Here is a 24,535-nt window from a genome sequence, read left to right as displayed (position 1 = left end):
AGCTCAATCTTGGGGTCATCGCGCAGCATTTCGGCCAGCGCACGGATGGACGTGAGCGGCGTGCGCAGTTCGTGCGTCACAGACGACATGAAGTCGTCCTTGAGGCGGTCGAGGCTTTGCAACTGCTCGTTGGCGGCGCGCAGCTCGGCCGTGGCCTGCTCCAGCGAGCGCGACTTGCCCTCCAGCGCGCGCGAATAGGCACGAATCTGCGAGGCCTCGTCGAGAATGCGCAGCACGTCTTCGGGCGAGAGCGTTTCTTCCTCGGCCACCGAGGCCACCAGCGCACGGGCCGATGCACTGCCCACGGCCCCGGCCAGTTGGGTTTCGACAAACTGCACTAGCCGGGCGTCGGGCCGCAGCGCCTGTGCGTTGCGCACGCCCAGGCTTTGCGCATAGCCGTCGAGCAGCGCCTGCGCCTTGGCGGCGCCGAGAAAACGCTCGCACAGGCGCAGCAGGTCTTGCGTGTTGGCCCGCCCGCGCCAGAACACCGGGCTGGAGCCAGACGTGCGCTGAAACACATCCACAAACAGCAGTGCCTGGCTGGCCTCGCGGCCCGAGGGCGCGCGCCACAGCGACACCCCGACATAGGCCACCACATTGAGCAGCATGCTCCAGAACAGCGAATGCGTGAGGCCATCGAACCCCTGCAGGCCCAGCAACTGCTCGGGCCGCAGCCAGGCCAGGCCCCAGGGGCCGTGGGCAATAAACCCCATGTCGATCCAGCCCGACTTGGCAATCGACGGCAGCATGAGGGTGTAGGCCCACATCAAAAAGCCTGCCAGCAGGCCTGCCAGCGCGCCCAGGCGGGTTCCGCCCTTCCAGTACATGCCGCCCAGCACCACCGGGGCGAACTGCGCCACGGCGGCAAAGCTGATGAGCCCGATGCTGACCAGCGCATACGCCTCGCCCGCCAGATGAAAATACACATAGCCCAGCACCAGCACGCCCAAGATGGCCGCACGCCGGATGCCCAGCAAAATGCGCGTCAAGTCCTGCCCGCCGCTGCTGCGCAGGTGGCGCCAGCGCAGCAGCAGGGGCAGCACCAGCTCGTTGCTGACCATGGTGGAGACCGCCACGGTCTCCACGATGACCATGCCCGTGGCCGCCGACAGCCCCCCGACAAAGGCAAACAGCGCCAGCGCGTGCTGACCGGCCGCCAGCGGCAGCGACAGCACGAAGTTTTCGGCGTTGGCCTGCCCCGGCCCGAAATACAGCAGGCCGCCCAAGGCAATGGGCAGCACAAACAGATTGATGAGCAGCAGGTAGAGCGGAAACACCCAGACCGCGCGGCGCAGGTGGTCTTCGCGCACGTTTTCCACCACCATCACCTGAAACTGGCGGGGCAGAAACACCACCGAAAACATCGACAGCAGCATCAGCCCGAACCACTGCGCCCAGGCAAACTGCCCGCCCTGTTCCAGGCGCAGCAACTGCTGCAGTTCGGGCACGGCCTGGGCACGGGCGAACAGGTCGCCCAGGCCATCGAACAGGCCATACACCACAAAAAACCCGACCATCAGGAAAGCCACCAGCTTGACCACCGATTCAAACGCAATGGCGGCCACCATGCCCTCGTGCCGCTCGGTGGTGTCGAGGTGGCGCGTGCCGAACACCATGGTGAAGCCGGCCAGCGCGAGGGCGACGTACAGCGTGCTGTCGCGCCACCATTGCGCCGCCCCGGCGGCGCTCTCTCCCGGCATCGCGGTAAGGACGGCGTAGCCACTGGAGACCGCCTTCAACTGCAGTGCGATGTAGGGAACGATGCCGACCACGGTGATCAGTGTCACCAGCCCGGCCAGCAAGGGGCTCTTGCCGTAGCGGCTGGCGACGAAGTCGGCGATCGAGGTGATGCGGTAGGTGCGGGCGATGCGGATCATCTTGCGCACCACCATCCACGCCAGCACCATCGCCAGCGTCGGCCCGAGGTAGATGGGCAGGAACCACACACCCGAGGTCGAGGCGCGCCCGACGCTGCCGAAGTAGGTCCAGGCAGTGCAATAAACGGCCATCGACAGGGCGTACACCCAGGCGTTGCCGATCACCGAGCGCCCCTGCCGAGCCCGATGGTCGCCGTACCAGGCGATGGCGAACAGCACCAGCAGGTAGGCGAATGAGGTGCCGACGAGCAGCGGGGCGGACAGCACGGTCAGCGCTCCGGACGTTCGATGATCCAGCCGAGCAGCGCGATCAGCGCGCCCCACACGACGAACAGCGCGGCCGGGAACAACGGCAGGCCGAGCAGCGTCGCGTCACGGTCCCACAGCGCGAGCAGCGGGAAGTTGAACAGCAGCAGCGCCGCTGCGAACAAGGCCAGAAGGCGCTGGGTGCGAAGCGAGACCGTCACGGACGTCTCCGCCTCAGGCCGTCTTCTTGCCGGTCTGCAGATGGGCGTGCCGGCTCAGCGCAAAGCTGGCGAAGAACTTGCACCAGATGGTCGAGCCGGCGATGGCCGACCAGACTTCATACTCGAGCGAACCGCTGACCACGCCGAGGATGACGAACACCACCACGATGCCGGCCACCAGATTGATCGTCATTTCATAGGGTGCCCAGCGCGCCGCGTCGGCCGGCGGCTCGCCACGCTTGATCGCCACTTCGGAGAAATCGCGCTTCACCATGATGCGCCAGGCACGGCGCAGCCAGAAGAAGGCCATCGGGAACAGCGCGAGAAACAATATCCACGTCATTGCGACGCTGATGTCGAAAACCATGTCGGGCTCCTGACCTGCTCCGCCGGCAGATCTGCGCGGCGGATGCGGGAGAAAAAAGGCCCCGCCGGCAGGACCGGCGAGGCCTCACATTAAACCATCAGTCCGCGCGGCGGGCCGATGGTCCGGTCAGCATGAACCGCGTGCTCAGTGCGCGCCGTCCACCGCCTTGGAACCGCGCGGAATGCGCACGGCTTCGACCATGTGCTGGATGTGCTCCGGCGGCTCCTTGGTCACCTTGTCCACCAGGAAGGCGACGATGAAGTTCACCAGCGCCCCGATCGCACCGAAGGCTTCCGGCGTGATGCCGAAGAAGCTGTTGGCGCCGCCGATCATGTCGACGAACTCGGTGCCCTTCACGAAGAAGATGCCCTTGTGCGCAAACACGTAGAACAGCGTGACGGCCAGACCTGCCAGCATGCCGGCAATGGCGCCTTCCTTGTTCATCTTCTTGGAGAAGATACCCATCATGATGGCCGGGAACAGCGACGACGCCGCGATACCGAAAGCCAGCGCCACCGTACCAGCCGCGAACCCGGGTGGGTTCAGACCGAGCCAGCCCGAGATCACGATGGCAACCGCCATGGCGATCTTGCCGGCCAGCAGCTCGTTCTTCTCGCTGATGTCAGGAACGAAGATGTTCTTGATCAGATCGTGCGACACGGCGGACGAAATGGCCATCAGCAGGCCGGCGGCGGTCGACAGCGCCGCAGCCAGACCACCCGCAGCCACCAGCGCAATCACCCAGTTGGGCAGCAGCGCGATTTCCGGATTGGCCAGCACGATGATGTCGGCGTTCACCGTCAGCTCGTTGCCCTTCCAGCCGGCCGCTTCGGCCTTCGCTGCAGCTTCTTCGCTCTTCGTCTTGTCGTTGTAGTACTGGATGCGACCGTCGCCGTTCTTGTCTTCGAACTTCAACAGACCGGTCTTTTCCCAGCGCTTCATCCAGTCCGGACGATCTTCGGCCTTGATGCTGGACTCTTCGGCGTACAGGTCGCCGCCCGTGACGACCGCAGTATTCACCGTGCCGTGCAGGTTGAGCTTGGCCATGGCTGCCACGGCCGGTGCGGTCGTGTAGAGGATGGCGATGAACACCAGCGCCCAACCGGCCGAGCTGCGTGCGTCCTTGACCGTCGGAACGGTGAAGAATCGCATGATCACGTGCGGCAGACCGGCGGTACCGATCATCAGCGACAGCGTGTACACGAACATGTTGAGCGTGGAGCCCGCCGTGGTCGTGGTGTATTGGCCAAAGCCCAGATCGGTCACGACCATGTCGAGCTTGCTCAGCAGCGACACATCGGTACCCACCATGTTCGAACCCAGACCCAGTTGCGGGAGCGGCATGCCGGTGAGCTGCAGCGAAATGAAGATGGCCGGCACCGTGTAGGCCAGGATCAGCACGATGTACTGCGCAACCTGCGTGTAGGTGATGCCCTTCATGCCGCCGAACACGGCGTACAGGAACACGATGCCCATGCCGACATAGATGCCCACTTCGGACGACACGCCGAGGAAGCGCGAGAACGCCACGCCCACGCCGGTCATCTGGCCGATGATGTAGGTGATCGATGCGGTCAGCAGGCAGATCACCGCCACCATCGAGGCCGACTTCGAGTAGAAGCGGTCGCCGATGAACTGCGGCACCGTGAACTTGCCGAACTTGCGCAGGTAAGGGGCCAGCAACATCGCCAGCAGCACGTAACCGCCGGTCCAGCCCATCAGGAACAGGCCGCCGCCGTAACCCATGTTGGAAATCAGGCCGGCCATCGAAATGAACGATGCCGCCGACATCCAGTCGGCTGCGGTCGCCATGCCGTTGGTGACCGGGTGCACGCTGCCGCCGGCAGCGTAGAACTCGCTCGTCGATCCTGCACGAGCCCAGATGGCGATGCCGATGTAGAGCGCGAAGCTCAGGCCGACACCGATGTAGATGGTTGTTTGCAGATCCATGGCATCAATCCTCGTGTACGTCGAACTGACGGTCAATGTCGCCCATCTTCTTGGCGTAATAGAAGATCAGCACGATGAAGACGTAGATCGAGCCCTGCTGTGCGAACCAGAATCCGAGCGGGTAGCCGCCCAGCTTGATGCTGTTGAGGGCATCCGCAAACAGGATGCCGGCGCCGAACGACACCACGAACCAGACAATCAGGATCTTGGTGAGCAGGCCCAGTGTGGCTTGCCAGTAGCCACTGTTACCTTTTTCCATGGGTGTTTCTCCTCCGATGTTTTTGAACTACCCGGTTCCGCGGCTGTTGTGCCGGGGGCTTTTCTGACCGTAGTTCCGGGCGCCCTTTACTGCTGCGTGCCGGATACTAGGGTGCTTACCTTACGGCAAGCTTATGCGGCGCCGGTCGCAGCGCGACCAGCGCGCGATGGCACCCGCGCACCCCGGACGACCGTCCGGCGCGGCAAAACCGTCATCCCGTGGTAGTTTCGGTGCATGGTCGCAATCAACGGATATCTTCTGCTGGCCGGCCTGCTGCTGTTCGTAAGCGTGCTTGGCAGCACCGTGTCCACCCGGCTCGGGCTGCCGCTGCTGCTGCTGTTTCTCGTGGTCGGCATGCTGGCCGGCGAAGACGGGCCCGGCGGCATCATGTTCAGCGATTTCACTGCCGCCACGCTGGTCGGTCAGTTGGCGCTCGCCGTCATCCTGCTCGATGGCGGCCTGCGCACCCGTACCGAAACCTTCCGCGTGGCGCTGCGCCCGGCGGCCGTTCTGGCCAGTTGGGGAGTGGTCGCCACCGCTGTGCCGCTCGGCCTGTTCGCCACCTGGCTGCTCGATGTGGATTGGCGGCTCGGCATGCTGCTGGCCGCCATCGTCGGCTCGACCGACGCCGCAGCGGTGTTCGCGTTGCTGCGCAACAGCGGGGTGCGCCTGAACCAGCGCGTGAAGGCGACGCTGGAGATCGAATCCGGCGCCAATGACCCCATGGCCATCCTGATGGTGACCATGCTGGTCGAAATGCTGCTGCACCCGGAACAGTCGAGCCCGCTGCGCTTCGCGCTGATGCTGGTCAGCCAGATGGGGTTGGGTGCGCTGGCCGGCCTCGCCGGCGGCTGGGTGCTGGCGCGCCTGCTGCGCCGGCTCAAACTGGCCGAAGGCCTGTATGCCTTGCTCATCCTGTCCGGTGGTCTGCTGATCTTCGCCGCCACCAACCTGATCAACGGCAGCGGTTTTCTCGCCATATATATAGCGGGGCTCATCGTGGGCAACCGGCGCAGCCACGCGACCGAACACGTGCTGCGCGTGATGGACGGCCTGGCCTGGCTCGCGCAGGCCGGCATGTTCGTCGTGCTCGGCCTGCTGGTCACGCCATCGCACCTGCTCGACCACGCGTGGGAAGCGCTGGCCATGGCGGTGTTCCTGATCCTGGTTGCGCGCCCGTTCGCCGTCGCCACCGGCCTGCTGCCCTTCCGCTACCAGCCGCGCGAAGTGGCCTACATTTCGTGGGTCGGCCTGCGCGGCGCGGTGCCCATCGTGCTCGCCATCGTGCCGGTCATGATGGGCGTGCCTGATTCGCTGCTGCTGTTCGACGTCGCCTTCGCCGTCGTGCTGCTGTCGCTGCTGGTGCAGGGCGCCACCGTGCCGGTGGCCGCGCGCGTGTTAGGCGTCGAGGTGCCGCCGCGCGACGAGCCGGTGGACCGGCGCGAAGTGTGGGTCGGCGGCGACGCCGCGCTGGAGTTGCTCGAATATCTCGTCGGCGCCGGCTCGGCCGCCGAAGGGCGCCACCCGGACGACATCGCGGCCGACTTCGGCGAACCCGGCGAAGTGCGCTGCGTCGCCGTCACGCGCGCGCAGCGTCTGGTACGCCTGCAGCCCGCGTCCCGGCTGGCCGAAGGCGACGCGGTGTGGTTCGCCGCGCCGGAAGCGCTCGCCGAACCGATCGCCCGCGCCTTCGGCGCCGTGTCCGGCGGCCTGAGTGCGCACGCGGGTTTCTTCGGCGAATTCGTCGTCGACCCCAGCTGTCGCGCCGGCGACCTCGCACTGAACTACGGCTTCGAACTGTCGGCCAGCGATGCCGAACTCGACCTGAAGACGCTGATGCTGTTCCGCCTCGGCCGTGGCGCCGTCGTCGGCGACCGCGTCAGCGTCGGCGCCATCCAGCTCACCGTGCGCCGCATGGACGCCGCCGGCAACGTCGTCGCGGTGGGATTGAAGGTGCCCCAGGCGGGGGAGCACTGAGCGCCGGCCTGCTGGCGGCACGGGTTCAGCGCGCTTGCTCGACCGCCGCGACGGTGAATTCTTCAGTGAAGCGATGAACCGACTGCTTCTCTCCCAGACACATTTTCGGCTTGCCTTGATTGTAAGCTACATAGTAGCTAAACGCGGGACGAGTCAGCCCCCCGGATGCACGCGCATAAAATGGGTTGAATCGCGTGCGGCTAAGTCGCGCTAATCAGGATATGAACTTGGTTTTCAGGCGTTTAGTCCTGTATTCCCTTTTTTAGCGTAGAAAATGTTTGACTGATTTGCTGCGCGCTTCGGGAAACTTCTTTCAGGGTTGAAAGAAGATCTGTGTTTTTGGAATCTTTCGGTGTTCCGCTCTTTAATGGAACGGGTGGGCGAAGTTGACTAGCTTGAGATTTTTCTCTCATTGACATAATCCCTTCAGGTTCTCAAGTGTGAACTCGAGTTCAAGACGAAGTGCAAACATTTTAAGAATACTTTCGTACTCGCGCTTATGACGCTCTATGAATGCTTTCTTTCTAGGATAGAACACGGACACAACAAGTACAACATTTTTTCTGATGGTAGGAACCGGGTAGCAGATCAATGAACCGTCTACTGAATCAGAGTCGTCGCCTAAAAGAATATATCTCGGATTGTGGCCGGCGGCTTCGTTCAAAACACTAGGTACTACAAATATTTTCTTTGTCTTGATGCAATGCATTAATGCAGAGTGCGGAGTGTTCAGTTTCTCGATTACATCATGTGTAAAGACGGCCGTCTCTGGAAGATGTTGAACGAGTTCGACTGCTTTGCCATCTTCAACGCGAACCAAGCTCACGAGCGCCTGCATTGGTTGGTCTTTGTCTCCTCGGGCGGCATGATCAAAAAAAGAATAAATAGCCGAAACCAAACTCTCTGTTTGCTTTAAAGGCTCCGTGATCTTTTTGAAAACTTCTTTGCAACAAATTGCTGGTGCTGCTTGGGCGGTCGCTAGTGAGGTGCCCCTCTGCTTGAGGTAAAAGCCACTATAGGCGTCTCTGAATCTCCGTAGTTTCGCCGAGACTACGGTATTCAGTGCAGCGTGCATAATATTTGATGCATCCTTCCACCCTGTAGGCTCGCGCCGAATTCTTTCCGTAACTACATTGCGTAGCGTTTCAAGGATAGGAATCCATGCGGTGGCAATTAATGTCATTACAAGTGGCTCATTCTCGAGCCAATTGCTAAGCACAGGCCAGTTGGCCGCAAAATCCTTAGAGAACGGTTCGTTGGTGTAAACGTTGATGACCAAAAAGGATGGGGCTAAAGTTATTCCGCTCCAGATCATGCGGAATATTATTCTGTGATTCCAAAAAAAATCCTGTGCGAGAACGAGTACATGGTTAATTCCTCTCCCAACGCGCTCGTTCCATCCCGCCATCTGTTGCCGAGTACTCCGAAAAAAACCAGTTCTGCCCGACATCCGACGGCGCGCAGGTCCACTTGTTCCACCTCGGCGAGGTCTATTGTTCTTTGCCATGGCGCGCATTTTCAGCAAAGAACATGCATTCGTCAAACTGAAAAATGTCGCGCGAGCAATGCCTGAGTTATTAGCGCCCCCGTTTGCCCTCAACTTCGGCGTTGTAGACGAGCGGCTCGCGTACCAGCGAACCGACGCCAGTTTCTGCGCGTGTAGGGGATTAGTTCCCCGCCTGCTGACCGAGGGCGAACAACGCTTTCGTTTAGGCAACAAATTGTTACCTTGCGCCGGAAAAACAAAAGGCCAGCCCCGAGAGGCTGGCCTAAGTACTTGTTTTACTGGTGGGTTGTGAGTGGCTCGAACACTCGACCTACGGATTAAGAGTCCGCTGCTCTACCAACTGAGCTAACAACCCGAAACTGGATCGCAATAACTGACCTTTCGGCCCACCGGATGGTGGGTCGGGCGAGACTCGAACTCGCGACCAACGGATTAAAAGTCCGCTGCTCTACCGACTGAGCTACCGACCCTCGCCTTGCGAAGAGGGCGGATTATAGGAAGCGGGTTTTGATGCGTCAAGGCTTTCCGGCATCGGCGGCGTGCGGGCGCGTTCCGGCTACTCGCGCATCAGCCACCACATCGACGCCTTCATGGTCAGTGCCGAGCCGATGATGATGGCCAGCAGCGCGATCGCCGAGCCGAGCGCCAGCGTCGATACGCCGGTGATGCCCTGGCCCACGCTGCAGCCGGACGCCAGCACGCCGCCGATCGCCATCAGGGCGCCGCCGATGCCGTGGCGCACCAGGTCGGCGCTGCTGCGGAACCACTCGACGCGGAACTTGCCGGCCACGATGGCGTACAGGAAGGCGCCGACGATGACACCGACCAGCGCCATGATGCCGAAATTGAGCAGCGCGGTATTGGTCGGATCGAGCAGGTAGCGCGCGCTGTCGGCCATCGGGCCGACGAAGGTGTAGGACTGCGCTTCGACGCGGCTGGGCAGCACGTCGGCGAATTCGGCCCACTCCTTCCATTCCGCGGCGCGCGGGCCGGCGGTGAGCCACCAGCCGGCCAGCACGGCCAGCCCGAAGCCGAGGCCGCCGGCGATGTTGTCCGGGTCGCGCCGGAACTCGGCATTCGAGAAGGCCCAGACGGCAAGCGCGGCGGCGATCAGCCAGGCCAGCGCACGGTTCAGCGTGGCGGCGTCGCCACCGATCGTGCCGGCGACGACCGAGCCGAGCGCCTGCGAGTCGATGCCGCGCGCGTCGAGCGACAGCGTGAAGCTGCCCATCCAGCCGAAGGCCAGCGCGTAGAACTCGGTGAAGATCATCAGGTAGGCGAACAATGCGCCGACCGCCAGCACGAATACCGACTTGAGATTGCCGCCGCCGATGCGCACCAGCGTCTTGTTGCCGCAGCCGCTGGCCAGCGTCATGCCGACGCCGAACAGCAGGCCGCCGGTCAGATAACGCAGCCAGGCGAGTTGCGGGCTGCGGTAGGGCGGATAGGTGGTGCTCAGGTCGATGACACCGGCCGACTCCATGCCGACCAGGCCGGCCATCGCGGTGGCGATGGCGAGCATCCACGAGCGCATGCGGCCGAGGTCGCCGATGTTGATCCAGTCGGACACCGCGCCCATGGTGCAGAAATTGGTGCGCGAGGTCAGCGCGCCAAGCGCGATCGACAGCCCGAGCACGGCGGCCAGTGTTTCGGTGTGGATGTTGAGGTCCATCGTGTTCGGGTCCGGTTGTCGGCCCCTCGGACGGGGGCTCTATCTGTACGGCGTCGGGTCCGCGATGCCCGCGGCAGCGAAGCCTTCACTGCGCAGGCGACACGAATCGCACACGCCGCAGGCGCGGCCGTTGTTGTCGGCCTGGTAGCACGACACGGTCAGACCGTAATCGACACCCAGATCTGCGCCAGCGCGGATGATACCCGCCTTGGTCAATGCAATCAGCGGCGCGTGCACCGTCAGTTTTGCACCCTCCACCGCAGCCTTGGTGGCGAGATTGGCCATCGCTTCGAAGGCCTTGATGTATTCCGGCCGGCAGTCGGGGTAGCCGGAGTAGTCGACCGCATTGACGCCGCAGTGAATGTCCTGCGCGCCAAGCACTTCGGCCCAGGCCAATGCCAGCGACAGCATGATGGTGTTGCGTGCCGGCACATAGGTGACCGGGATGCCGGGCGCCACGCCGTCGACCGGCACGTCGATCGCGCTGTCGGTCAGCGCCGAGCCGCCGAAGGCTCTCAGGTCGAGCCTCAGCGTGCGGTGGCTGGCAGCACCCAGCGCCTTCGCCACGCGCGCGGCGGCTACCAGTTCGGCGCGGTGGCGCTGGCCGTAATCGACCGACAGGCAGTGGCAGTCATGTCCCTGCGCGCGCGCCATCGCCAGCACGGTGGCCGAGTCGAGCCCGCCCGACAGCAGCACGACGGCCGGCCGCGAAGAAGCGCCGCGCGTCATGGCTACTTCTTCTTCGCCGGCGGAGCCAGTTGCTTCAGGCGCTGACGTGCGACATCGGCCGCCGGCGTGCTGCCGTATTCGGCCACCACGGTGTCCAGCGTCTTCTTCGCGCCCTTGGCGTCGCCCTGAATCTGCTGCGTGTTGGCCAGCCCGAGCAGGGCCTCCGGTGCGCGCACGTCGGACGGCCACTGCGCATGCACCGTCTGGTAAAGCTCGGCGGCTCGCAGGTAATTCTTGGCCTGGAAGCCCGAGCTGGCGGCCCAGTAGTGCGCCGCAGGCTGGAAGCTGCTCTGCGGCCAGGCGATGATGAAGGCTTCGAAGGCGCTCTGCGCATCGGCAAACTTGCCGCCCTTGAGCAGGTTGAGCGCCGCTTCGTAGTCGCGTGCCTCGGCTGCCGGATCGGCTGCAGGTGTCGCCGCGGCGGCGGCGGCCGGTGCGGCTTCGAGCGTGCGCAGGCGATTGTCGAGATCGAGGTAGAAATCCTTCTGCCGCTTGGTGGCGGCTTCCAGTTCGTAGGTCAGCACCTCGTTCTGGCCGCGCAGCTTGGCGATTTCGCTGCGCAGCGCCTCGATCTGGTTGGTCAGATCAAGCTGGACGCGTTGCGACTGTTCAAGCTGCGCATCAAGCTTGCCCAGCCGTGTGGTGGATTCAAGCTTCAGCGTTTCGATGCGCTGACGCGCCACGTCGTCATCGAACAGCGCCCATGCCGGGGCGCTGCCGATGGACAACATGGCCAGCGCCGTCGCGATGCCGCGACGGGCCAGCATCAGAACTCACCCGAATAGAGCATTTCCGAGCGGCGGTTCTCGGCATAGGCGGCTTCATCGCTGCCTTCCATGCGCGGCTTTTCTTCACCCAGGCTGACCGATTCGATCTGCGCTTCCTGCACGCCCAGCAGCATCAGCGAGCGCTTGACGGCTTCGGCACGTCTCTGGCCGAGTGCCAGGTTGTATTCGCGCGAACCGCGTTCGTCGGTGTTGCCCTGGATCAGCATCTTCAGCTTCGGATTGGCGGCCAGCACCTTGGCGTGCGCCGAAATCAGGCTGGCGTAGCTGTCCTTGATCGCGTAGCTGTCGTAGTCGAAATAGATGATGCGCTTGGACAGCGGGCTGTTCGGATCCTTCAGCGACGCCATCAGCGCCTCTTCCGGCGTCATGGTCTTGCCGCTGACAGCGGGCGGGGCGACCGGCGTGCCGCTTGGGCCGGAGGGCGCAACCGGCGTCTTGCTTTCGGTCGGGGCGGCGGGCTGCTCCGGACCGGATGACGAGCACCCCGCGAGCAGTGCGAGGGTCAGGGTGGCGATGGCGATCTTGCTGGCGGACGTTTGCATGGCGGGGGCCTTTCTTGTGGTCGGAACGGGGAGTGTGACGTGAATCAAAGGTTTCATCTGTGCGGCGTCAGGGTTGATTGAACGGTCCCCAGGCCGGTTCGCGGACATCGCCGCCAGCCTGTCCGGACAGTTTCTGTTTCACGCGGCCGTCAGACGATACCGCCGACAGCACGCCCCGCCCGCCCACTTCCGATGCGTAAAGGATGGTGCGGCTGTTGGGTGCGAAAGACGGCGATTCGTCGCGCGACGAATCAGTGAGTATCTGGATCTGCCGGCTGGCCAGATCCATCACCGTGACCTGGAACCGGCCGCCGTTGCGCGATACGTAGGCCAGCAACTTGCCGTCCGGCGACAGCCGGGGCGACACGTTGTAGCTGCCTTCGAAGGTGACGCGCTCGGCGGTGCCGCCGGCGGCTGCGACGCGGTAGATCTGAGGGCTGCCACCGCGGTCGGACGTGAAATAGAGATACTGGCCGTCGGGCGAAAACTGCGGCTCGGTGTCGATGGTGGACGAGCCAGCGATGCGGCTCAGTCCGCTGCCGTCGGGGTTGATGGTGTAGATCTGCGAACTGCCGTCCTTGGTCAGCACCACGGCCAGCCGCTTGCCGTCCGGCGACCAGGCGGGCGCCGAATTCGAGCCCTTGAAGTTGGCCACGACGGTCTGCGCGCCGGTCGCCAGCGAATGCACGTAGATGATGGGCTTCTTGGCCTGGAAGGACACATAGGCCAGCCGTGTGCCGTCAGGCGACCAGGCGGGCGAAATGATGGGCTCGCTCGAGCGCAGCGCGGTGCGCGGATTCTGCCCGTCGGCGTCATCCACCTTGAGCTCGAAGCTCTTGCCGGTCTTGACCACATAAGCGATGCGGGTCGAGTAGACGCCGCGCTCGCCGGTCAGCTTTTCGTGGATGAAGTCGGCAATTCGATGGCCGGTTTCACGTACGGTCGAGGCACCGAACAGGAAAATCATGCCGTCCGGCTTGTTCTGCCGCGCGATGTCGTAAAGACGCATGCGCACTTCGTAGCGGCCGCCGGGCGCCGGCAGGATGCTGGCCAGCGCCAGCGCGTCGGCGCCGCGGTCTTTCCACTGGTTCAGGTCGATGGCAGCGTTCTCCGGTACCGGAGTGGTGCCCGGATCGACCAGCTTGAACAGGCCGCTGCGCTCCAGATCGGCGCGCACGACTCCGGTCAGCGCCTGTGGCAGCAGTCCGTCGCCGGCAAAGTTGGCGATCGCGACCGGAATGCGGTTGGCCCCGGCGCCGGTGATCTCCACCGTGAGCTGCGCCTGGGCGGCGGTCGCTGCAAGCAGCAGCGTGGTGGCCATCAATCTGAATACCTTGAACATCTGATCCTTTCGGTGAGAAGTGGTGGTTCGGTGGCTACTGTCCGAGCGGCCGGAACACCAGATCCAGGTTGCGCACGAAGACCGACGGATCGTCAGGTTTCGGCAGCGGTGACGACTTCACGATGGCGCGTAGTATCGCGTCATCGAGCGCCGGATTTCCGGTCGATCTTTTCAAGCGCGGTTCGCCAACCACCGAACCGTCCGGCAGCAGCGCAATGGCGACCAGCGCTTCCGGGTTGCCACTGGCGCCCGGCGGCAGCACGATGTTGCTGCGTATCCTGGCGCTGATCTTGTCGCCCCAGGCGCTCGCAGCGTTCCGGCGCGCGCCTTCCGCGGCTGCCTGTGCGATCAGGTCCGCTTCGCGCGAAGCCTCGCGCTTTGCCTGTTCAGCACTCTCGCGGGCCATCGCTTCCTTCAGCATCTTCTCCTGTGCTTCGATCTCGCGCCTTGTGTCCGGCACCGCCGGCTGCGGTTCTGGCTTTTTCTCGACCGGTTTCGGTTCGGGCTTCGGTTCGGGTTTCGGCTTGGGCTCGGGCTTCGGTTCGGGCTTCGGCTCCACCTTGGGAACCGGTTTCGGCTTCGGAGGTTCCTTGAACGTAATGTCCGGCTTGGCCGGCGGCGGCGGGGGGGGCGGCTCGACCACCGGTTCCGGTCGTTTCTCGACCACCGGCTCGGGTGGCGGGGGCGGACGCACCGGCGCTGCCACCGTCGGCATGCTGCTGATCAGTTCCACCTGCACGGCAGCCGGCTTGCTGGTCTGCCAGCGCACGCTGTAGAACAGGAACAGCCCGAGCAGCAGATGCATGCCGGCGGCCAGCACGGCCGATTGCCATTTGCCGGGTTCCGGGCGTTTGAGTGCGTGCTCGGGCATCAACGGGCCGGTTTCGCAGCCTGGCCGGTCTGCACCAGCAGACCGATACGGGTGATGCCGTTGCCTTGCAACGTATCCATCACCTTCAGGATTTCTTCGTAGCGCGCCGCCTTGTCACCGGCCACCACCACGGCGCGATCGGGTTTTGCGCCCTGCAGGTCGCGGATGCGCGTCACCAGCGCATCGCGTGTGACAGCTTCTTCCTTGCCGCCCTGGTCACGGTCGCGCAGCGCCAGCTTGCCGTCGGCCTTCACGATGACTTCGATCGGCTGCGCCGGGGTCTGCGACGCCTGACCGACGCTGGGCAGTTCGATGCTGCCGGTTGGCGTGGCCTGAGGCGCCACCATGAAAATGACGAGCAGCACCAGCATCACGTCGATATACGGCACGACGTTGATCTGGTTCATCAGACGGCGCTCTCTTCTCATTGCGCCTTACCGGGGCCCTGGCGCTGCAGGATGTTGGAAAACTCTTCCATGAAGCTTTCCCAGCGGATGGAAATGCGGTCGATGTCGTGCGCGAAGCGGTTGTAGGCGACCACCGCCGGAATCGCTGCGAACAGTCCGATTGCCGTGGCCACCAGCGCTTCGGCAATGCCCGGCGCGACCTGGGCCAGCGTCGCCTGGCCGACGTTCGACAGGCCGCGGAAGGCATTCATGATGCCCCACACGGTGCCGAACAGGCCGATGTAGGGGCTGACCGAGCCGGTCGAGGCGAGAAAGGCGAGGTGCGATTCGAGTTCGTCGACCTCGCGCTGGTAGGTCGCGCGCATGGCGCGGCGCGCGCCATCGACTGCGGTGGCGGTGTCGATGTTCTGCCGCCCTCTGAGCTTGGTGAATTCGCGGTAACCGGCTTCGAAGATGCGTTCCATGCCACCCGCGTTGTGCCGGTCGTTGGCCGCGCTCTGGAACAGCGCGTTCAGGTCGCCGCCGGACCAGAACTCCAGCTCGAACTTGTCGGTGCGGCTGCGTGCGCCGCGGATGGCAAAGGATTTGCGGAAAATCCAGTACCAGCTCATGAATGAAATGCCGATCAGCAGCGCCATCACCAGCTTGACCAGCAGGCTGGCGTTCATGATGAGCGAAATGATCGAGAGGTCTTCTGATAGGTTCATGGTCAATTCGTGAGCGGGGGCAGAAGAGGAAGCGGGGCTGAAGGCACGAGCCGCGCGCGCAGTGCGGGCGGGATGGACACCGGACGGCCGCGCGCCGGATCGATGCAGATCACGCGCACCAGACCATCGAACAGCAGCGTGTCGCCGCGGTACAGCCGCTGCGCGAAGTCGATGGCGACCCGGCTGACGCTGGCGATCGTGCTGCGCACTTCAAGCGCGTCATTGAAATGCGCCGGCTTCAGATATTCGCCGGTGACCGAGCGCACGACAAAGCCGTGTCCTTGCGCAGTCATGTCGACCTGATCGAAGCCGAGCGCGCGCAACCATTCGGTGCGCGCACGTTCGAGAAAGCGGAAGTAGTTTGCGTAATAGACGACGCCATAACTGTCGGTATCTTCGTAGTAGACGCGAACCGGCCACGAAAAACCGTCGGCGTGCGGGCCGTCATCGTGCTGCGCGGATGGAGTCATGGGCCGCGATTTTACCCGAGCGGCCGGTCCGGCTTGCTGCATGGCATCAAAAAGCCTCGCAAGGGGATGTAACAGGCGGCTGGGCGGCGTGGAGGCGGGCAAGCGGCAGCGTTCAGCGGCGGGTGGTCACGACCAGCGCGATGCCGCCCAGCGTGGCGGCCGACGCCAGGGCCAGGCGCGCGGTCAGCGGTTCGGCCAGCAGCAGCGCGCCACCGAGTGCGGCGATCACCGGCACGCTCAGTTGCACCGTGGCGGCCTGTGTCGCCGACAGCCCGCGCAGCGCGCTGTACCAGATGGCGTAGCCGACGCCCGATGCCAGCGCGCCGGACAGTACGGCGTACAGCACGCCCGCCAGATCCATCCGGGCGTCGGCCGCCGACACCATCGACAAGCCGATCGCCAGCGGCACGGCGCGCACGAAATTGCCGGCTGTCATGGCCAGAGGCGTGCCGCGTGCGCGGCGCCCGCGCAGCGAATACACGCCCCAGGCCAGTCCGGCCAGCACCATCAGCAGCGCCGCATCGACCGGCGGCGCGCTGACGCCGGGTGCCAGCAGCACCCCCAATCCGGCCAGCGCCACCACGAAGCCGGCGATCTGCAGCGGCCGGAAGCGCTCGCCCTTGAACAGTCCGGCGGCAATCATGCTCACCTGCACCGTGCCGAACAACAGCAGCGCGCCGGTGCCGGTCGGCAGCGCGCGGTAGGCGAACGAGAACGCGGCGGCATAGACGAACAGCGCGCACGCACCCGGCCAGTCGCCGGCCAGCCGGCTGCCCGACTGGCGGCGCACCAGCGCCCACAGCACCAGCGCACCCGCGGCCAGACGGATGAGCGTGAAACTGGCGGCATCAATCGCCGTATCGGCCAGCGCCAGCCGGTTCAGCACCGAATTGGCGGCGAAGGCGAACATCGCCAGCGCGGTCAGCGCGGCGATGCGGCCGGCGGAAAGCGGCGCGGTCAAGATCTGTGCGACGGCGCCGCGATCTTACGGGCGGCGCAACTGCGTCAGGTCGCGCACCGCGCCGGTATCGGCGCTGGTGGTCATCAGCGCGTAGGCCTGCAGCGCCTGCGACACCACGCGGTCGCGCTGCTTCGGCGTCCACGCGTCGGCGCCGCGTGCTTCTTCGGCCGCCCGGCGATGCGCCAGTTCGTCATCGGCGATGACCAGATGGATGGTGCGGTTCGGAATGTCGATCTCGATCACGTCGCCGTCCTTGACCAGCGCAATCAGACCGCCCTGCGCCGCTTCCGGCGACGCATGGCCGATCGACAGGCCGGAGGTGCCGCCCGAGAAGCGGCCGTCGGTCAGCAGCGCGCACGCCTTGCCCAGATCCTTGGATTTCAGATAGGTCGTCGGGTAGAGCATTTCCTGCATGCCGGGGCCGCCCTTCGGTCCTTCGTAGCGGATCACGACCACTTCACCCGGCTTCACCTCGTCGCCGAGGATGCCGGTCACCGCGTCGTCCTGGCTTTCGTACACCCGGGCCGTACCCGAGAATTTCAGGATCGAGTCATCGACGCCGGCTGTCTTCACGATGCAGCCACGCTCGGCGATGTTGCCGTACAGCACCGCGAGGCCGCCGTCCTGGCTGAAGGCATGCGCCTTGTTGCGGATGACACCATTTTCGCGGTCGAGATCGAGCGTCGGATAGCGCCGGTCCTGCGAAAACGCGACCTGGGTCGGGATGCCGCCGGGTGCCGCGCGGTAGAAGGTGCGCACGGCTTCGTCTTCCGTGCGCACGATGTCGTACTTGTCGAGCGCCTCGCCCAGCGTCGCGCTATGCACCGTCGGCAGGTCGCGGTGGATCAGACCTGCGCGGTCCAGTTCGCCCAGGATGGCCATGATGCCGCCGGCGCGGTGCACGTCTTCCATATGCACGTCGGACTTGGCTGGCGCGACCTTGGACAGGCAGGGCACGCCGCGCGATATGCGGTCGATGTCGGCCATCGTGAAATCGACGCAGGCTTCGTGGGCGGCAGCCAGCAGGTGCAGCACAGTGTTGGTCGAACCGCCCATCGACACGTCGAGCGTCATCGCATTCTCGAACGCCTTGAAGCTGGCGATCGAGCGCGGCAGCACCGATTCGTCGTCGTTTTCGTAGTACCTGCGGCACAGCTCGACCGCCAGCTGGCCGGCGCGCAGGAACAACGCCTTGCGGTCGGCATGCGTGGCCAGCGTCGAGCCGTTGCCGGGCAGCGACAAGCCGAGCGCTTCGGTCAGGCAATTCATCGAATTGGCGGTGAACATGCCGGAACACGAGCCGCAGGTCGGACAGGCGCTGCGCTCGTAGGCGTCGGACTCTTCGTCGGAACAGTTGCTGTCGGCGCCCTTGACCATGGCATCGACCAGATCGACCGCGATGATCTTGTGGCCCCCCGGGCCGGGCAGCACCACCTTGCCCGCTTCCATCGGCCCGCCGGACACGAACACGGTCGGGATGTTGAGCCGGAGCGCGGCCATCAGCATGCCCGGGGTGATCTTGTCGCAGTTCGAAATGCACACCAGCGCGTCGGCGCAGTGCGCGTTTGCCATGAATTCGACGCTGTCGGCGATCAGTTCGCGGCTGGGCAGCGAATACAGCATGCCACCGTGGCCCATCGCGATGCCGTCATCGACCGCGATGGTGTTGAATTCCTTCGCCACGCCGCCGGCCTTCTCGATCTCGCGGGCGACCATCTGGCCCAGATCCTTCAGGTGCACATGGCCCGGCACGAACTGCGTGAAGCTGTTCGAGATGGCGATGATGGGCTTGCCGAAATCGCCGTCCTTCATGCCGGTGGCGCGCCACAGCGCGCGGGCGCCGGCCATGTTGCGGCCGTGGGTGGAGGTACGTGAGCGGTAGGCGGGCATGGCGGCTCCTGCTGGAAATCGGGTAGAAACAGGATTCTATCCGTCCCCCGGCCTGCCGGCCCGCATGTTGATGACCCGACCGCGCGTGCTGTTCGTGACCCGCAGCCGCTACTGGCGCGCCGGCAACGGCGAGGCCACCCGTACGCGCACCCTGGTCGAGGCCCTGGCCGGTGTGTGCGATCTGACGGTTTTCTTCCTCGAAGCTGCCGACGCCGATGCGTCAGCCGCTGTGGCGGCGAGCCCGCACCGCTACCGGCTGGCAGTCGGGGGTGCCGACAAACCCGGGCGCGGCGCCGTGCTCGCTGCCCTGCGTCGCCTGTGCGGACAGTGCAGGCCCGACGTTGTGCTGCTGTCGCGTCTGCAACTGGATTTCCTGCGCCAGGCGGTGCCCGCCGGCACCCGGCTGGTGATCGACACCCACGATCTGGTCAGCGACAACGCCGCCTCGCGCCGGCAGGCCGGCGTGCCGGTCGACGAGCCGCTCGATTTAGAGCGCGAGATTGCTTTCCTGCGCCGGTACGACCGGGTGCTGCTGATCCAGCCGGACGATCATGCACGGGTGGCGGCCGTGCTCGGCGAACGGGCGCTGTGCGTCCCGCATCCGGTGGTGCTGCCGGTGCAACCGGTGCGCCCGGGGTCACGCGTGCTCGGCTACACGGCAAGTCATTCGCCGGCCAATCGGCACGGTGTGCAGTGGTTTTTCGGGCAAGTGTGGCCGCAGCTGGCCGCGCACCGGGTCGAACTGCAGCTGGCCGGCCCGCTGTCGGCACTGCTGCCGCAGCCCTTGCCCGACGGCGTGCGCGCGTGTGGGTTCGTGCCGTCGCCCGATGCGCTGTGGGCCGGTGTTGACGTGGCAATCAATCCGGTGCGCTGGGGCTCCGGCCTGAAGATCAAGACGGTCGAGGCGCTGGCTTCCGGGTTGCCGCTGGTCACCACGCGCGAAGGCGCACGCGGGCTTGAGCATCTCGCCGGCGAGGCGTTCCTGCTGGCGGACGATCCCGCCGCCTTTGCCGGCGCCTGCCTGCGGCTGCTCGATGACGTGGACGCGCGCCGGGCGATGTCGGCGGCAGCGCGCCGCTGGGCCGGTGCGAACCTGTCCGGGGCGGTGTGTTTCGGGGCGTTCTTCAGCTGGCTGTCGGGAATTTCATGAATCTGCGCCGGAAGCTTTCCGGCGGCTTGCAGAGCCGGAACCCGGTCTGCGGTCTACAGTCAGGAGTGCGTATCCGACGCGTTCAGCGCGACACGTTCATTGCGACCTGCGCGTCGCGAAACGCATATCGCGTCAGTCGTATACCGAACCGACCGCCTGACAAGAAAAGGAGATCCGCCATGTCACATCCCGCGTTGTCGACCTACCGTTTTGCCGAAGGTACCTGCATCGCCCAGGCCACGCCGCCCGAAGCGGCCCGCGTGTCGCTGGACAGCCCCGCGACCGCCGTCATGACCGATCTGACCAGCGTGCGCGCCGCCTGCATCGGCCCGCGAGCCTCGCTCGATGCGGCCGAGCAGCGCATGCGCGAAAGCGGCGTACGCATGCTGTTCGTCATCAGCGACATGCCCTGCGTAGACGGCATCGTCACGCTGTCAGACCTGCAGGGCAGCAAGCCGATCAGGCTGATACAGGCGCAGGGGCTCACCCGCGCCGAGCTGACGGTGAAGCAGGTGATGCAGGCGCTGAGCGACATCGACGCCGTGGATTTCGAGGCGCTCCGGCGCGCCACCGTGGGCAGCGTCGTGTCGGCGCTGCAGCACTACGGCCACCCCTACCTGCTGGCGGTCGAGGCGGCGACGCGCGGCGCGCCGCCGCGCATCCGCGGCATCTTTTCCGCGGCGCAGGTCGAGCGCCAGCTCGGCGCACCGTTGAATTCGGTCGAGGTCGCCACGACCTTTGCAGAAATCGCGACAGCGCTGCGCGGTTGAGTTGGTGCGGCGGCGTTGGCCGCCGCACCAACTCAATCGATAACCGCTGGTTATCAAATCATTGGTTGTTCGCCTATTGAGTTATAGGTGACGACCCCGCTATAAAGCAGACTGTTCAACGAATCGCGTTCTTGCCATGGCCACCGTCGCACCCGAAAAAGTCCTCAGCGTGCATCACTGGAACGACATGCTGTTCAGCTTCAAGACCACGCGCGACCCGAGTCTGCGTTTCCGCAACGGTCATTTCGTCATGATCGGGCTGGAAACTGGCGGCAAGCCGCTGCTGCGTGCCTACAGCATCGCCAGCGCCAATTACGAAGAGCATCTGGAGTTTTTCAGCATCAAGGTGCCGGACGGCCCGCTCACTTCACGCCTGCAGCATCTGAAGGAAGGCGATGAAATCCTGGTCGGGCGCAAGCCGACCGGTACGCTGGTGCTCGATGATCTCAAGCCGGGCAAGCACCTTTACCTGTTCGGTACCGGCACCGGGCTGGCGCCCTTCCTGAGCCTGATCCGCGACCCGGAAGTCTACGAGCGTTTCGACAAGGTGATCCTGTTCCACGGCGTGCGCCATGTGAACGAGCTGGCCTATCAGGACTACATCGAGCGCGAACTGCCGGACGACGAGTTTCTCGGAGAATACGTGCGCGAAAAGCTGCTGTACTACCCGAGCGTCACGCGCGAGCCCTACCGCAACCGCGGCCGCCTGACCGACCTCATCATCAGCAACAAGATGACCGACGACCTCGGTCTGCCGCCGCTGAACCCGGACACCGACCGCGCAATGATCTGCGGCAGCCCGAGCATGAACAAGGACACAGCCGACCTGCTCGACGCGCGCGGCTTCGTCGTATCGCCGGGTGTCGGCGAGCCGGGCGACTACGTGATCGAACGGGCTTTCGTCGAGCGCTGATCAGCCACGCTGGGCGTCCAGCCAGGCCGGAAACCGCTGTTGCCAGGCCCCCGGCAATCGCGCCGCGAGCATGTCCCGATGTCCGGCATGCCAGCTGCGCAGCCATTTCGTCACGCCAGCGACCGCCGGTTCGACCACCCGGCCGTCCGGTGCGTGCGGCGCCGACAGCCAGCCGTAGCTTGCCTGCGTGCCGCTGGCCAGTCGCACGCTGCACAGCGTTTCCCGGAAGCGCAGCAGACCTGACGTGTGCAGCGCCAGCTGCACCGGCCACCAGCCACCCGCTTCAGCCATGTCCGCCGGCCACGGCTGGCCGTCCGGTGCGCTGGCCAGTTCGACCAGCAGGTCGCGCCGGAACATGCAGGCCGCCAGCGGCGGGGCGACCCATTGCGCCAGGCCGGTCGCGAACGGCGGAATCTGCTGCACCGCCTGCGTCCATGCGCCGCTTTGCGCGAACGCGTTCTGATGCACCAGTTCGCCCGCCGGCGTTACGAGCCGGATGTCGCTGCATGTCACGCCGACCAGCGCGCCGTACTGGCGATAGAACAGATGGCGTTCGACGAAATCGCGGTCCAGGCGGTCACCGACCGGCAGGAACGCGATGGATTCACCCGACGCCGCGCGCGCCGCAGCGATGAGGCGCGTCAGTGCGTCAGCCTCATCCGCGCCGTCGTCGTAGCGGCGGATTCCTGCAGCGTCGGGCGTGGCAGGGCCGGGCAGCGCGGCAGGCAGCAGCACTTCGCAGTCCGGATGCCGCTGGTCGAGCGCCGAAGCAACGCTTGCCGACACAGCTGCTGCGTCGCCCCGGCCGATCAGCGCGATACTGATGCGCGGCGCCGCAATGCCGCGGTCGCCGGTCGGCATGCGCTGCAGCTTTTCCCAGCGCCGGAAGTAGCCGCGGGCGCGGGCGTGGTGCGCCGGTTCCAGATCGGCCATGTCCACCCACTGGTCGAGAAAGTGCAGCTGGCGTGGCGTACGGTCGCGCAGGTCGATGCGCGGCGTGTAGCGACCGTTGCGCAGGCTGCCGAACTCGTTGGCCGAATGGATGCGATAGATACCCAGCGTCTGCCGCAGGTAATGAACGCAGCCGCTCCTGATCAGTGCCGCCGGGCACAGCGCGCCGTCGGCTCCGCGCGGAAATGCCCAGGCCGGAATCGCGGCGAGACATTCCGTGACCAGCGTGCGCCCGAACACCAGACCGGTTGGCACCGAGAACGGGAAAAACATCGGCCGGCCGTCGAGATCGTAGATGTCTTCCAGCTTGTCGATGCCGACGATGCGGAACCAGGTGTCAAGCGCCGATTCGCCGGTGCGCTCGTCGCGCAGGATGAGGTCGTGGCACAGGAACAGCCGCTCGGTGTCGATCGTCTTCGAAGCGATCCAGGCGGCTACGGTCGACAGTTTCTCCGGCAGGCACAGGTCATCGGAGTCGAGCAGACACACCAGTTCGCCGCTGGCTGCCCGCACCCCGGCGTCGAAGGCGGCGGTCTGGCCGCGGTTGGGCTGCTGCACCACCTTCACCTGCGGATGGTCGCGGTAGCGCGTCAGCACCGCGAGCGAATCGTCGGTCGAGCCGTCATCGACGACGACGACCTCGACCTTGTCGGCGGGGTAGCGCTGCGACAGCGCGCTGTCGATCGCCTGACCGATGAACTGCGCGTAGTTGTAATTGCAGATGACGATGGAAAAAGAGGGTGTGCGGGACGGCGTGCTCATCGGCGCGGCTCCAGCAGGGCTTCGCAGCGATCGGCGACTGCCCGGATCGTCTGCCGCGGCTCATACCCGTCGTGACGCTGCGCGAAGGCGCGCGCCGCCTGACCGAGAGCGGCATCTGCAAGGGCCTTCCGGAACAGCGCCGATACGGCAGCCGTGGCATCCGGCATCACCACGGCGGCGACACCGAGGGTTTCGAGACGTTTGGCCGTCATGACCTGTTCCATCTGTGACGGCAGCACGATCAGCGGTTTGCCGGCCAGCAACATGGCCGACACCGTGCCGTTGCCGCCATGGCAGATCGCCAGATCGCAGTCCCGCCGGGCGGCTTCCATGTCCAGCGGCTCGCCGCTGATGCGCATCGACGCGCGCGAAAACGTGGCGACGGTCTGTGCCGAGGTGCCCGGCACATGGGCCAGCACGCGCGCCGGCAATTTCGCCAGCGCGCCCAGCGCAGCATCGATCGCCGGATAACCGGGTTTGAGATAGGCAAATACGCGCGGGCCGGTGCCCTCCGGCCAGATGACGTCGGTGCCCTGACCGAGGCTGAACAGCGGTCCGAGCCAGTGCGCGCCCGGGTGACCGGCGTAGTGATCGAGTTCGGCGAAGGCCAGCATCAGCGATGCGTCGCAGGCGGTCAGTTCGGACAGGCTCGCCAACGGTGGCGCGTCCAGCGCAAACAGCACTTCGTTCGCGGTTTTCCAGACGTGCGCCTCAGAATCGGCGACACGTTTCAGGTTCTCCTGCTGCCACCAGCGAAACGGCGGCATCGGCCGGCCCGTTGGCGGAATGCAGAAGCCGTCGCCCAGATTGACGCGCGGAGTGCCCAGCCCGCGGGTGGCGAGCAGCGCCGTCGGCGCGTGGTCCATCACCAGCAGGTCGGGTTGGACGAGGTCGATCAGCGCGCGCCAGGCCCGCGCGACACCGGTCAGTGCGCGCGTGTTCAGGAAGCCGAAGCGCATCAGCAGTTCGGCATGGCTGATCGGCGGCGGAAGACCGGTGACCTGGCCGATCCACAACGGCGCCTGCAGCCAGCGCAGGTGATGCCGATGCAGCAGCGCTTCGGCGCCGAGCAGGTCGCGCACGGCGAACACCGGTTCGTGTCCGCGTTCGCGCAGCGCCAGCGCGATCGGCAGCAGCCGCGACAGGTGACCGTAGTCACCGCCCAGTTCCCAGCAGAAAAGAATGCGCGCCATGGGTGCGATGGTA

Annotated in this window: 23 protein-coding genes and 2 tRNA genes; 4 read left to right on the top strand and 21 right to left on the bottom strand. The window is 65.2% G+C overall.

Going from position 1 to position 24,535, the window contains the following annotated elements:
* From Q8R75_RS12160 to Q8R75_RS12140, 5 genes are all read right to left on the bottom strand, one after another.
* On the bottom strand, window positions 1-2,144 hold a 2,144-nt coding region (locus tag Q8R75_RS12160; protein WP_305663674.1), incomplete at its 3' end, for a histidine kinase dimerization/phospho-acceptor domain-containing protein.
* A gap of 2 nt (window positions 2,145-2,146) precedes the next feature.
* Entirely contained in the window at window positions 2,147-2,344 is a 198-nt protein-coding gene (locus tag Q8R75_RS12155; protein ID WP_305614861.1) for a hypothetical protein, read from the bottom strand.
* A gap of 13 nt (window positions 2,345-2,357) precedes the next feature.
* Window positions 2,358-2,711, bottom strand: a complete 354-nt coding sequence (locus Q8R75_RS12150) for a hypothetical protein (protein ID WP_305614860.1) — start codon at window positions 2,709-2,711, stop codon at window positions 2,358-2,360.
* 144 nt (window positions 2,712-2,855) lie between these two features.
* Window positions 2,856-4,661 (bottom strand): sodium:solute symporter family protein, encoded by a 1,806-nt coding sequence (locus Q8R75_RS12145; RefSeq protein WP_305614859.1) that lies wholly within the window; start codon window positions 4,659-4,661, stop codon window positions 2,856-2,858.
* A gap of 4 nt (window positions 4,662-4,665) precedes the next feature.
* Window positions 4,666-4,920, bottom strand: coding sequence for a DUF4212 domain-containing protein (locus Q8R75_RS12140; RefSeq protein WP_305614858.1), 255 nt, complete (start codon window positions 4,918-4,920; stop codon window positions 4,666-4,668).
* Between the two features lie 234 nt (window positions 4,921-5,154).
* On the opposite strand from Q8R75_RS12140, the gene Q8R75_RS12135 reads away from it, so the two are divergent.
* Window positions 5,155-6,897: a potassium/proton antiporter gene (locus Q8R75_RS12135; RefSeq protein ID WP_305614857.1), complete on the top strand. Its 1,743-nt coding sequence runs from the start codon at window positions 5,155-5,157 to the stop codon at window positions 6,895-6,897.
* Window positions 6,898-7,306: 409 nt separating this feature from the next.
* Here the strand turns inward: Q8R75_RS12135 and Q8R75_RS12130 are convergent, their stop codons facing one another.
* From Q8R75_RS12130 to ilvD, 14 genes are all read right to left on the bottom strand, one after another.
* Entirely contained in the window at window positions 7,307-8,212 is a 906-nt protein-coding gene (locus Q8R75_RS12130; protein WP_305663673.1) for a hypothetical protein, read from the bottom strand.
* A 471-nt stretch (window positions 8,213-8,683) separates the two neighbouring features.
* A tRNA-Lys gene (locus tag Q8R75_RS12125) sits at window positions 8,684-8,759 on the bottom strand.
* Between the two features lie 39 nt (window positions 8,760-8,798).
* Window positions 8,799-8,874, bottom strand: a tRNA-Lys gene (locus tag Q8R75_RS12120).
* Between the two features lie 86 nt (window positions 8,875-8,960).
* Window positions 8,961-10,076 carry a YeeE/YedE family protein gene (locus Q8R75_RS12115; protein WP_305614899.1) on the bottom strand — a complete coding sequence of 372 codons (1,116 nt, stop codon included), beginning with the start codon at window positions 10,074-10,076 and terminating at the stop codon, window positions 8,961-8,963.
* Window positions 10,077-10,115: 39 nt separating this feature from the next.
* Complete coding sequence (gene queC / locus Q8R75_RS12110; RefSeq protein WP_305614900.1) at window positions 10,116-10,805, bottom strand: 7-cyano-7-deazaguanine synthase QueC; 690 nt, start codon at window positions 10,803-10,805, stop codon at window positions 10,116-10,118.
* Window positions 10,806-10,807: 2 nt separating this feature from the next.
* A complete protein-coding gene (ybgF, locus tag Q8R75_RS12105) occupies window positions 10,808-11,572 on the bottom strand; it encodes a tol-pal system protein YbgF (protein WP_305614901.1) in 765 nt (254 codons plus the stop codon).
* Window positions 11,572-12,135, bottom strand: a complete 564-nt coding sequence (gene pal / locus Q8R75_RS12100; RefSeq protein ID WP_305614902.1) for a peptidoglycan-associated lipoprotein Pal — start codon at window positions 12,133-12,135, stop codon at window positions 11,572-11,574. The genes ybgF and pal overlap by 1 nt, the downstream gene beginning before the upstream one ends.
* Before the next feature lie 67 nt (window positions 12,136-12,202).
* Complete coding sequence (tolB, locus tag Q8R75_RS12095; protein WP_305614903.1) at window positions 12,203-13,477, bottom strand: Tol-Pal system beta propeller repeat protein TolB; 1,275 nt, start codon at window positions 13,475-13,477, stop codon at window positions 12,203-12,205.
* A gap of 34 nt (window positions 13,478-13,511) precedes the next feature.
* Window positions 13,512-14,348 carry an energy transducer TonB gene (locus Q8R75_RS12090; RefSeq protein WP_305614904.1) on the bottom strand — a complete coding sequence of 279 codons (837 nt, stop codon included), beginning with the start codon at window positions 14,346-14,348 and terminating at the stop codon, window positions 13,512-13,514.
* Window positions 14,348-14,758 (bottom strand): ExbD/TolR family protein, encoded by a 411-nt coding sequence (locus Q8R75_RS12085; protein WP_305614907.1) that lies wholly within the window; start codon window positions 14,756-14,758, stop codon window positions 14,348-14,350. The genes Q8R75_RS12090 and Q8R75_RS12085 overlap by 1 nt, the downstream gene beginning before the upstream one ends.
* Window positions 14,759-14,772: 14 nt before the next feature.
* On the bottom strand, window positions 14,773-15,462 hold the full coding sequence (gene tolQ / locus Q8R75_RS12080; RefSeq protein WP_069039064.1) for a protein TolQ: 690 nt from the start codon (window positions 15,460-15,462) through the stop codon (window positions 14,773-14,775).
* A 2-nt stretch (window positions 15,463-15,464) separates the two neighbouring features.
* On the bottom strand, window positions 15,465-15,932 hold the full coding sequence (ybgC, locus tag Q8R75_RS12075; RefSeq protein ID WP_305614905.1) for a tol-pal system-associated acyl-CoA thioesterase: 468 nt from the start codon (window positions 15,930-15,932) through the stop codon (window positions 15,465-15,467).
* A 112-nt stretch (window positions 15,933-16,044) separates the two neighbouring features.
* On the bottom strand, window positions 16,045-16,893 hold the full coding sequence (locus tag Q8R75_RS12070; RefSeq protein WP_305614906.1) for a DMT family transporter: 849 nt from the start codon (window positions 16,891-16,893) through the stop codon (window positions 16,045-16,047).
* Window positions 16,894-16,917: 24 nt separating this feature from the next.
* Window positions 16,918-18,783, bottom strand: coding sequence for a dihydroxy-acid dehydratase (gene ilvD, locus Q8R75_RS12065; RefSeq protein WP_305625970.1), 1,866 nt, complete (start codon window positions 18,781-18,783; stop codon window positions 16,918-16,920).
* Between the two features lie 70 nt (window positions 18,784-18,853).
* On the opposite strand from ilvD, the gene Q8R75_RS12060 reads away from it, so the two are divergent.
* From Q8R75_RS12060 to Q8R75_RS12050, 3 genes are all read left to right on the top strand, one after another.
* A complete protein-coding gene (locus Q8R75_RS12060) occupies window positions 18,854-19,933 on the top strand; it encodes a glycosyltransferase (RefSeq protein WP_305611086.1) in 1,080 nt (359 codons plus the stop codon).
* Between the two features lie 179 nt (window positions 19,934-20,112).
* A complete protein-coding gene (locus tag Q8R75_RS12055) occupies window positions 20,113-20,703 on the top strand; it encodes a CBS domain-containing protein (RefSeq protein WP_305611088.1) in 591 nt (196 codons plus the stop codon).
* A gap of 136 nt (window positions 20,704-20,839) precedes the next feature.
* Window positions 20,840-21,616, top strand: a complete 777-nt coding sequence (locus Q8R75_RS12050) for a ferredoxin--NADP reductase (protein ID WP_305611090.1) — start codon at window positions 20,840-20,842, stop codon at window positions 21,614-21,616.
* On the opposite strand, the gene Q8R75_RS12045 is transcribed toward Q8R75_RS12050, so the two are convergent.
* Window positions 21,617-23,329 (bottom strand): glycosyltransferase family 2 protein, encoded by a 1,713-nt coding sequence (locus tag Q8R75_RS12045; protein ID WP_305611091.1) that lies wholly within the window; start codon window positions 23,327-23,329, stop codon window positions 21,617-21,619.
* Window positions 23,326-24,522 (bottom strand): nucleotide disphospho-sugar-binding domain-containing protein, encoded by a 1,197-nt coding sequence (locus Q8R75_RS12040; RefSeq protein WP_305611093.1) that lies wholly within the window; start codon window positions 24,520-24,522, stop codon window positions 23,326-23,328. Before Q8R75_RS12040 ends, Q8R75_RS12045 begins: the two co-directional genes overlap by 4 nt.
* Window positions 24,523-24,535: the final 13 nt, after the last annotated feature.

Source organism: Methyloversatilis sp. (assembly GCF_030696805.1).
In the GTDB taxonomy this organism is placed as follows: Bacteria; Pseudomonadota; Gammaproteobacteria; order Burkholderiales; family Rhodocyclaceae; genus Methyloversatilis.
The sequence above is the reverse complement of the archived record's forward strand: the minus strand, read 5'-3'. Positions and strand labels throughout refer to the sequence as shown.

Bases quoted from the DNA above. Each gene is read 5' to 3' on its own strand.
- Q8R75_RS12140 (WP_305614858.1), bottom strand. From the start codon at position 4,920: ATGGAAAAAGGTAACAGTGGCTACTGGCAAGCCACACTGGGCCTGCTC.
- Q8R75_RS12130 (WP_305663673.1), bottom strand. From the start codon at position 8,212: ATGATCTGGAGCGGAATAACTTTAGCCCCATCCTTTTTGGTCATCAAC.
- Q8R75_RS12055 (WP_305611088.1), top strand. From the start codon at position 20,113: ATGTCACATCCCGCGTTGTCGACCTACCGTTTTGCCGAAGGTACCTGC.
- tolB (WP_305614903.1), bottom strand. From the start codon at position 13,477: ATGTTCAAGGTATTCAGATTGATGGCCACCACGCTGCTGCTTGCAGCG.
- Q8R75_RS12135 (WP_305614857.1), top strand. From the start codon at position 5,155: ATGGTCGCAATCAACGGATATCTTCTGCTGGCCGGCCTGCTGCTGTTC.
- Q8R75_RS12145 (WP_305614859.1), bottom strand. From the start codon at position 4,661: ATGGATCTGCAAACAACCATCTACATCGGTGTCGGCCTGAGCTTCGCG.
- Q8R75_RS12115 (WP_305614899.1), bottom strand. From the start codon at position 10,076: ATGGACCTCAACATCCACACCGAAACACTGGCCGCCGTGCTCGGGCTG.
- pal (WP_305614902.1), bottom strand. From the start codon at position 12,135: ATGCAAACGTCCGCCAGCAAGATCGCCATCGCCACCCTGACCCTCGCA.
- Q8R75_RS12090 (WP_305614904.1), bottom strand. From the start codon at position 14,348: ATGCCCGAGCACGCACTCAAACGCCCGGAACCCGGCAAATGGCAATCG.
- Q8R75_RS12060 (WP_305611086.1), top strand. From the start codon at position 18,854: ATGACCCGACCGCGCGTGCTGTTCGTGACCCGCAGCCGCTACTGGCGC.
- Q8R75_RS12150 (WP_305614860.1), bottom strand. From the start codon at position 2,711: ATGGTTTTCGACATCAGCGTCGCAATGACGTGGATATTGTTTCTCGCG.
- Q8R75_RS12050 (WP_305611090.1), top strand. From the start codon at position 20,840: ATGGCCACCGTCGCACCCGAAAAAGTCCTCAGCGTGCATCACTGGAAC.
- ybgC (WP_305614905.1), bottom strand. From the start codon at position 15,932: ATGACTCCATCCGCGCAGCACGATGACGGCCCGCACGCCGACGGTTTT.
- Q8R75_RS12040 (WP_305611093.1), bottom strand. From the start codon at position 24,522: ATGGCGCGCATTCTTTTCTGCTGGGAACTGGGCGGTGACTACGGTCAC.
- ilvD (WP_305625970.1), bottom strand. From the start codon at position 18,783: ATGCCCGCCTACCGCTCACGTACCTCCACCCACGGCCGCAACATGGCC.
- queC (WP_305614900.1), bottom strand. From the start codon at position 10,805: ATGACGCGCGGCGCTTCTTCGCGGCCGGCCGTCGTGCTGCTGTCGGGC.
- Q8R75_RS12045 (WP_305611091.1), bottom strand. From the start codon at position 23,329: ATGAGCACGCCGTCCCGCACACCCTCTTTTTCCATCGTCATCTGCAAT.
- ybgF (WP_305614901.1), bottom strand. From the start codon at position 11,572: ATGCTGGCCCGTCGCGGCATCGCGACGGCGCTGGCCATGTTGTCCATC.
- tolQ (WP_069039064.1), bottom strand. From the start codon at position 15,462: ATGAACCTATCAGAAGACCTCTCGATCATTTCGCTCATCATGAACGCC.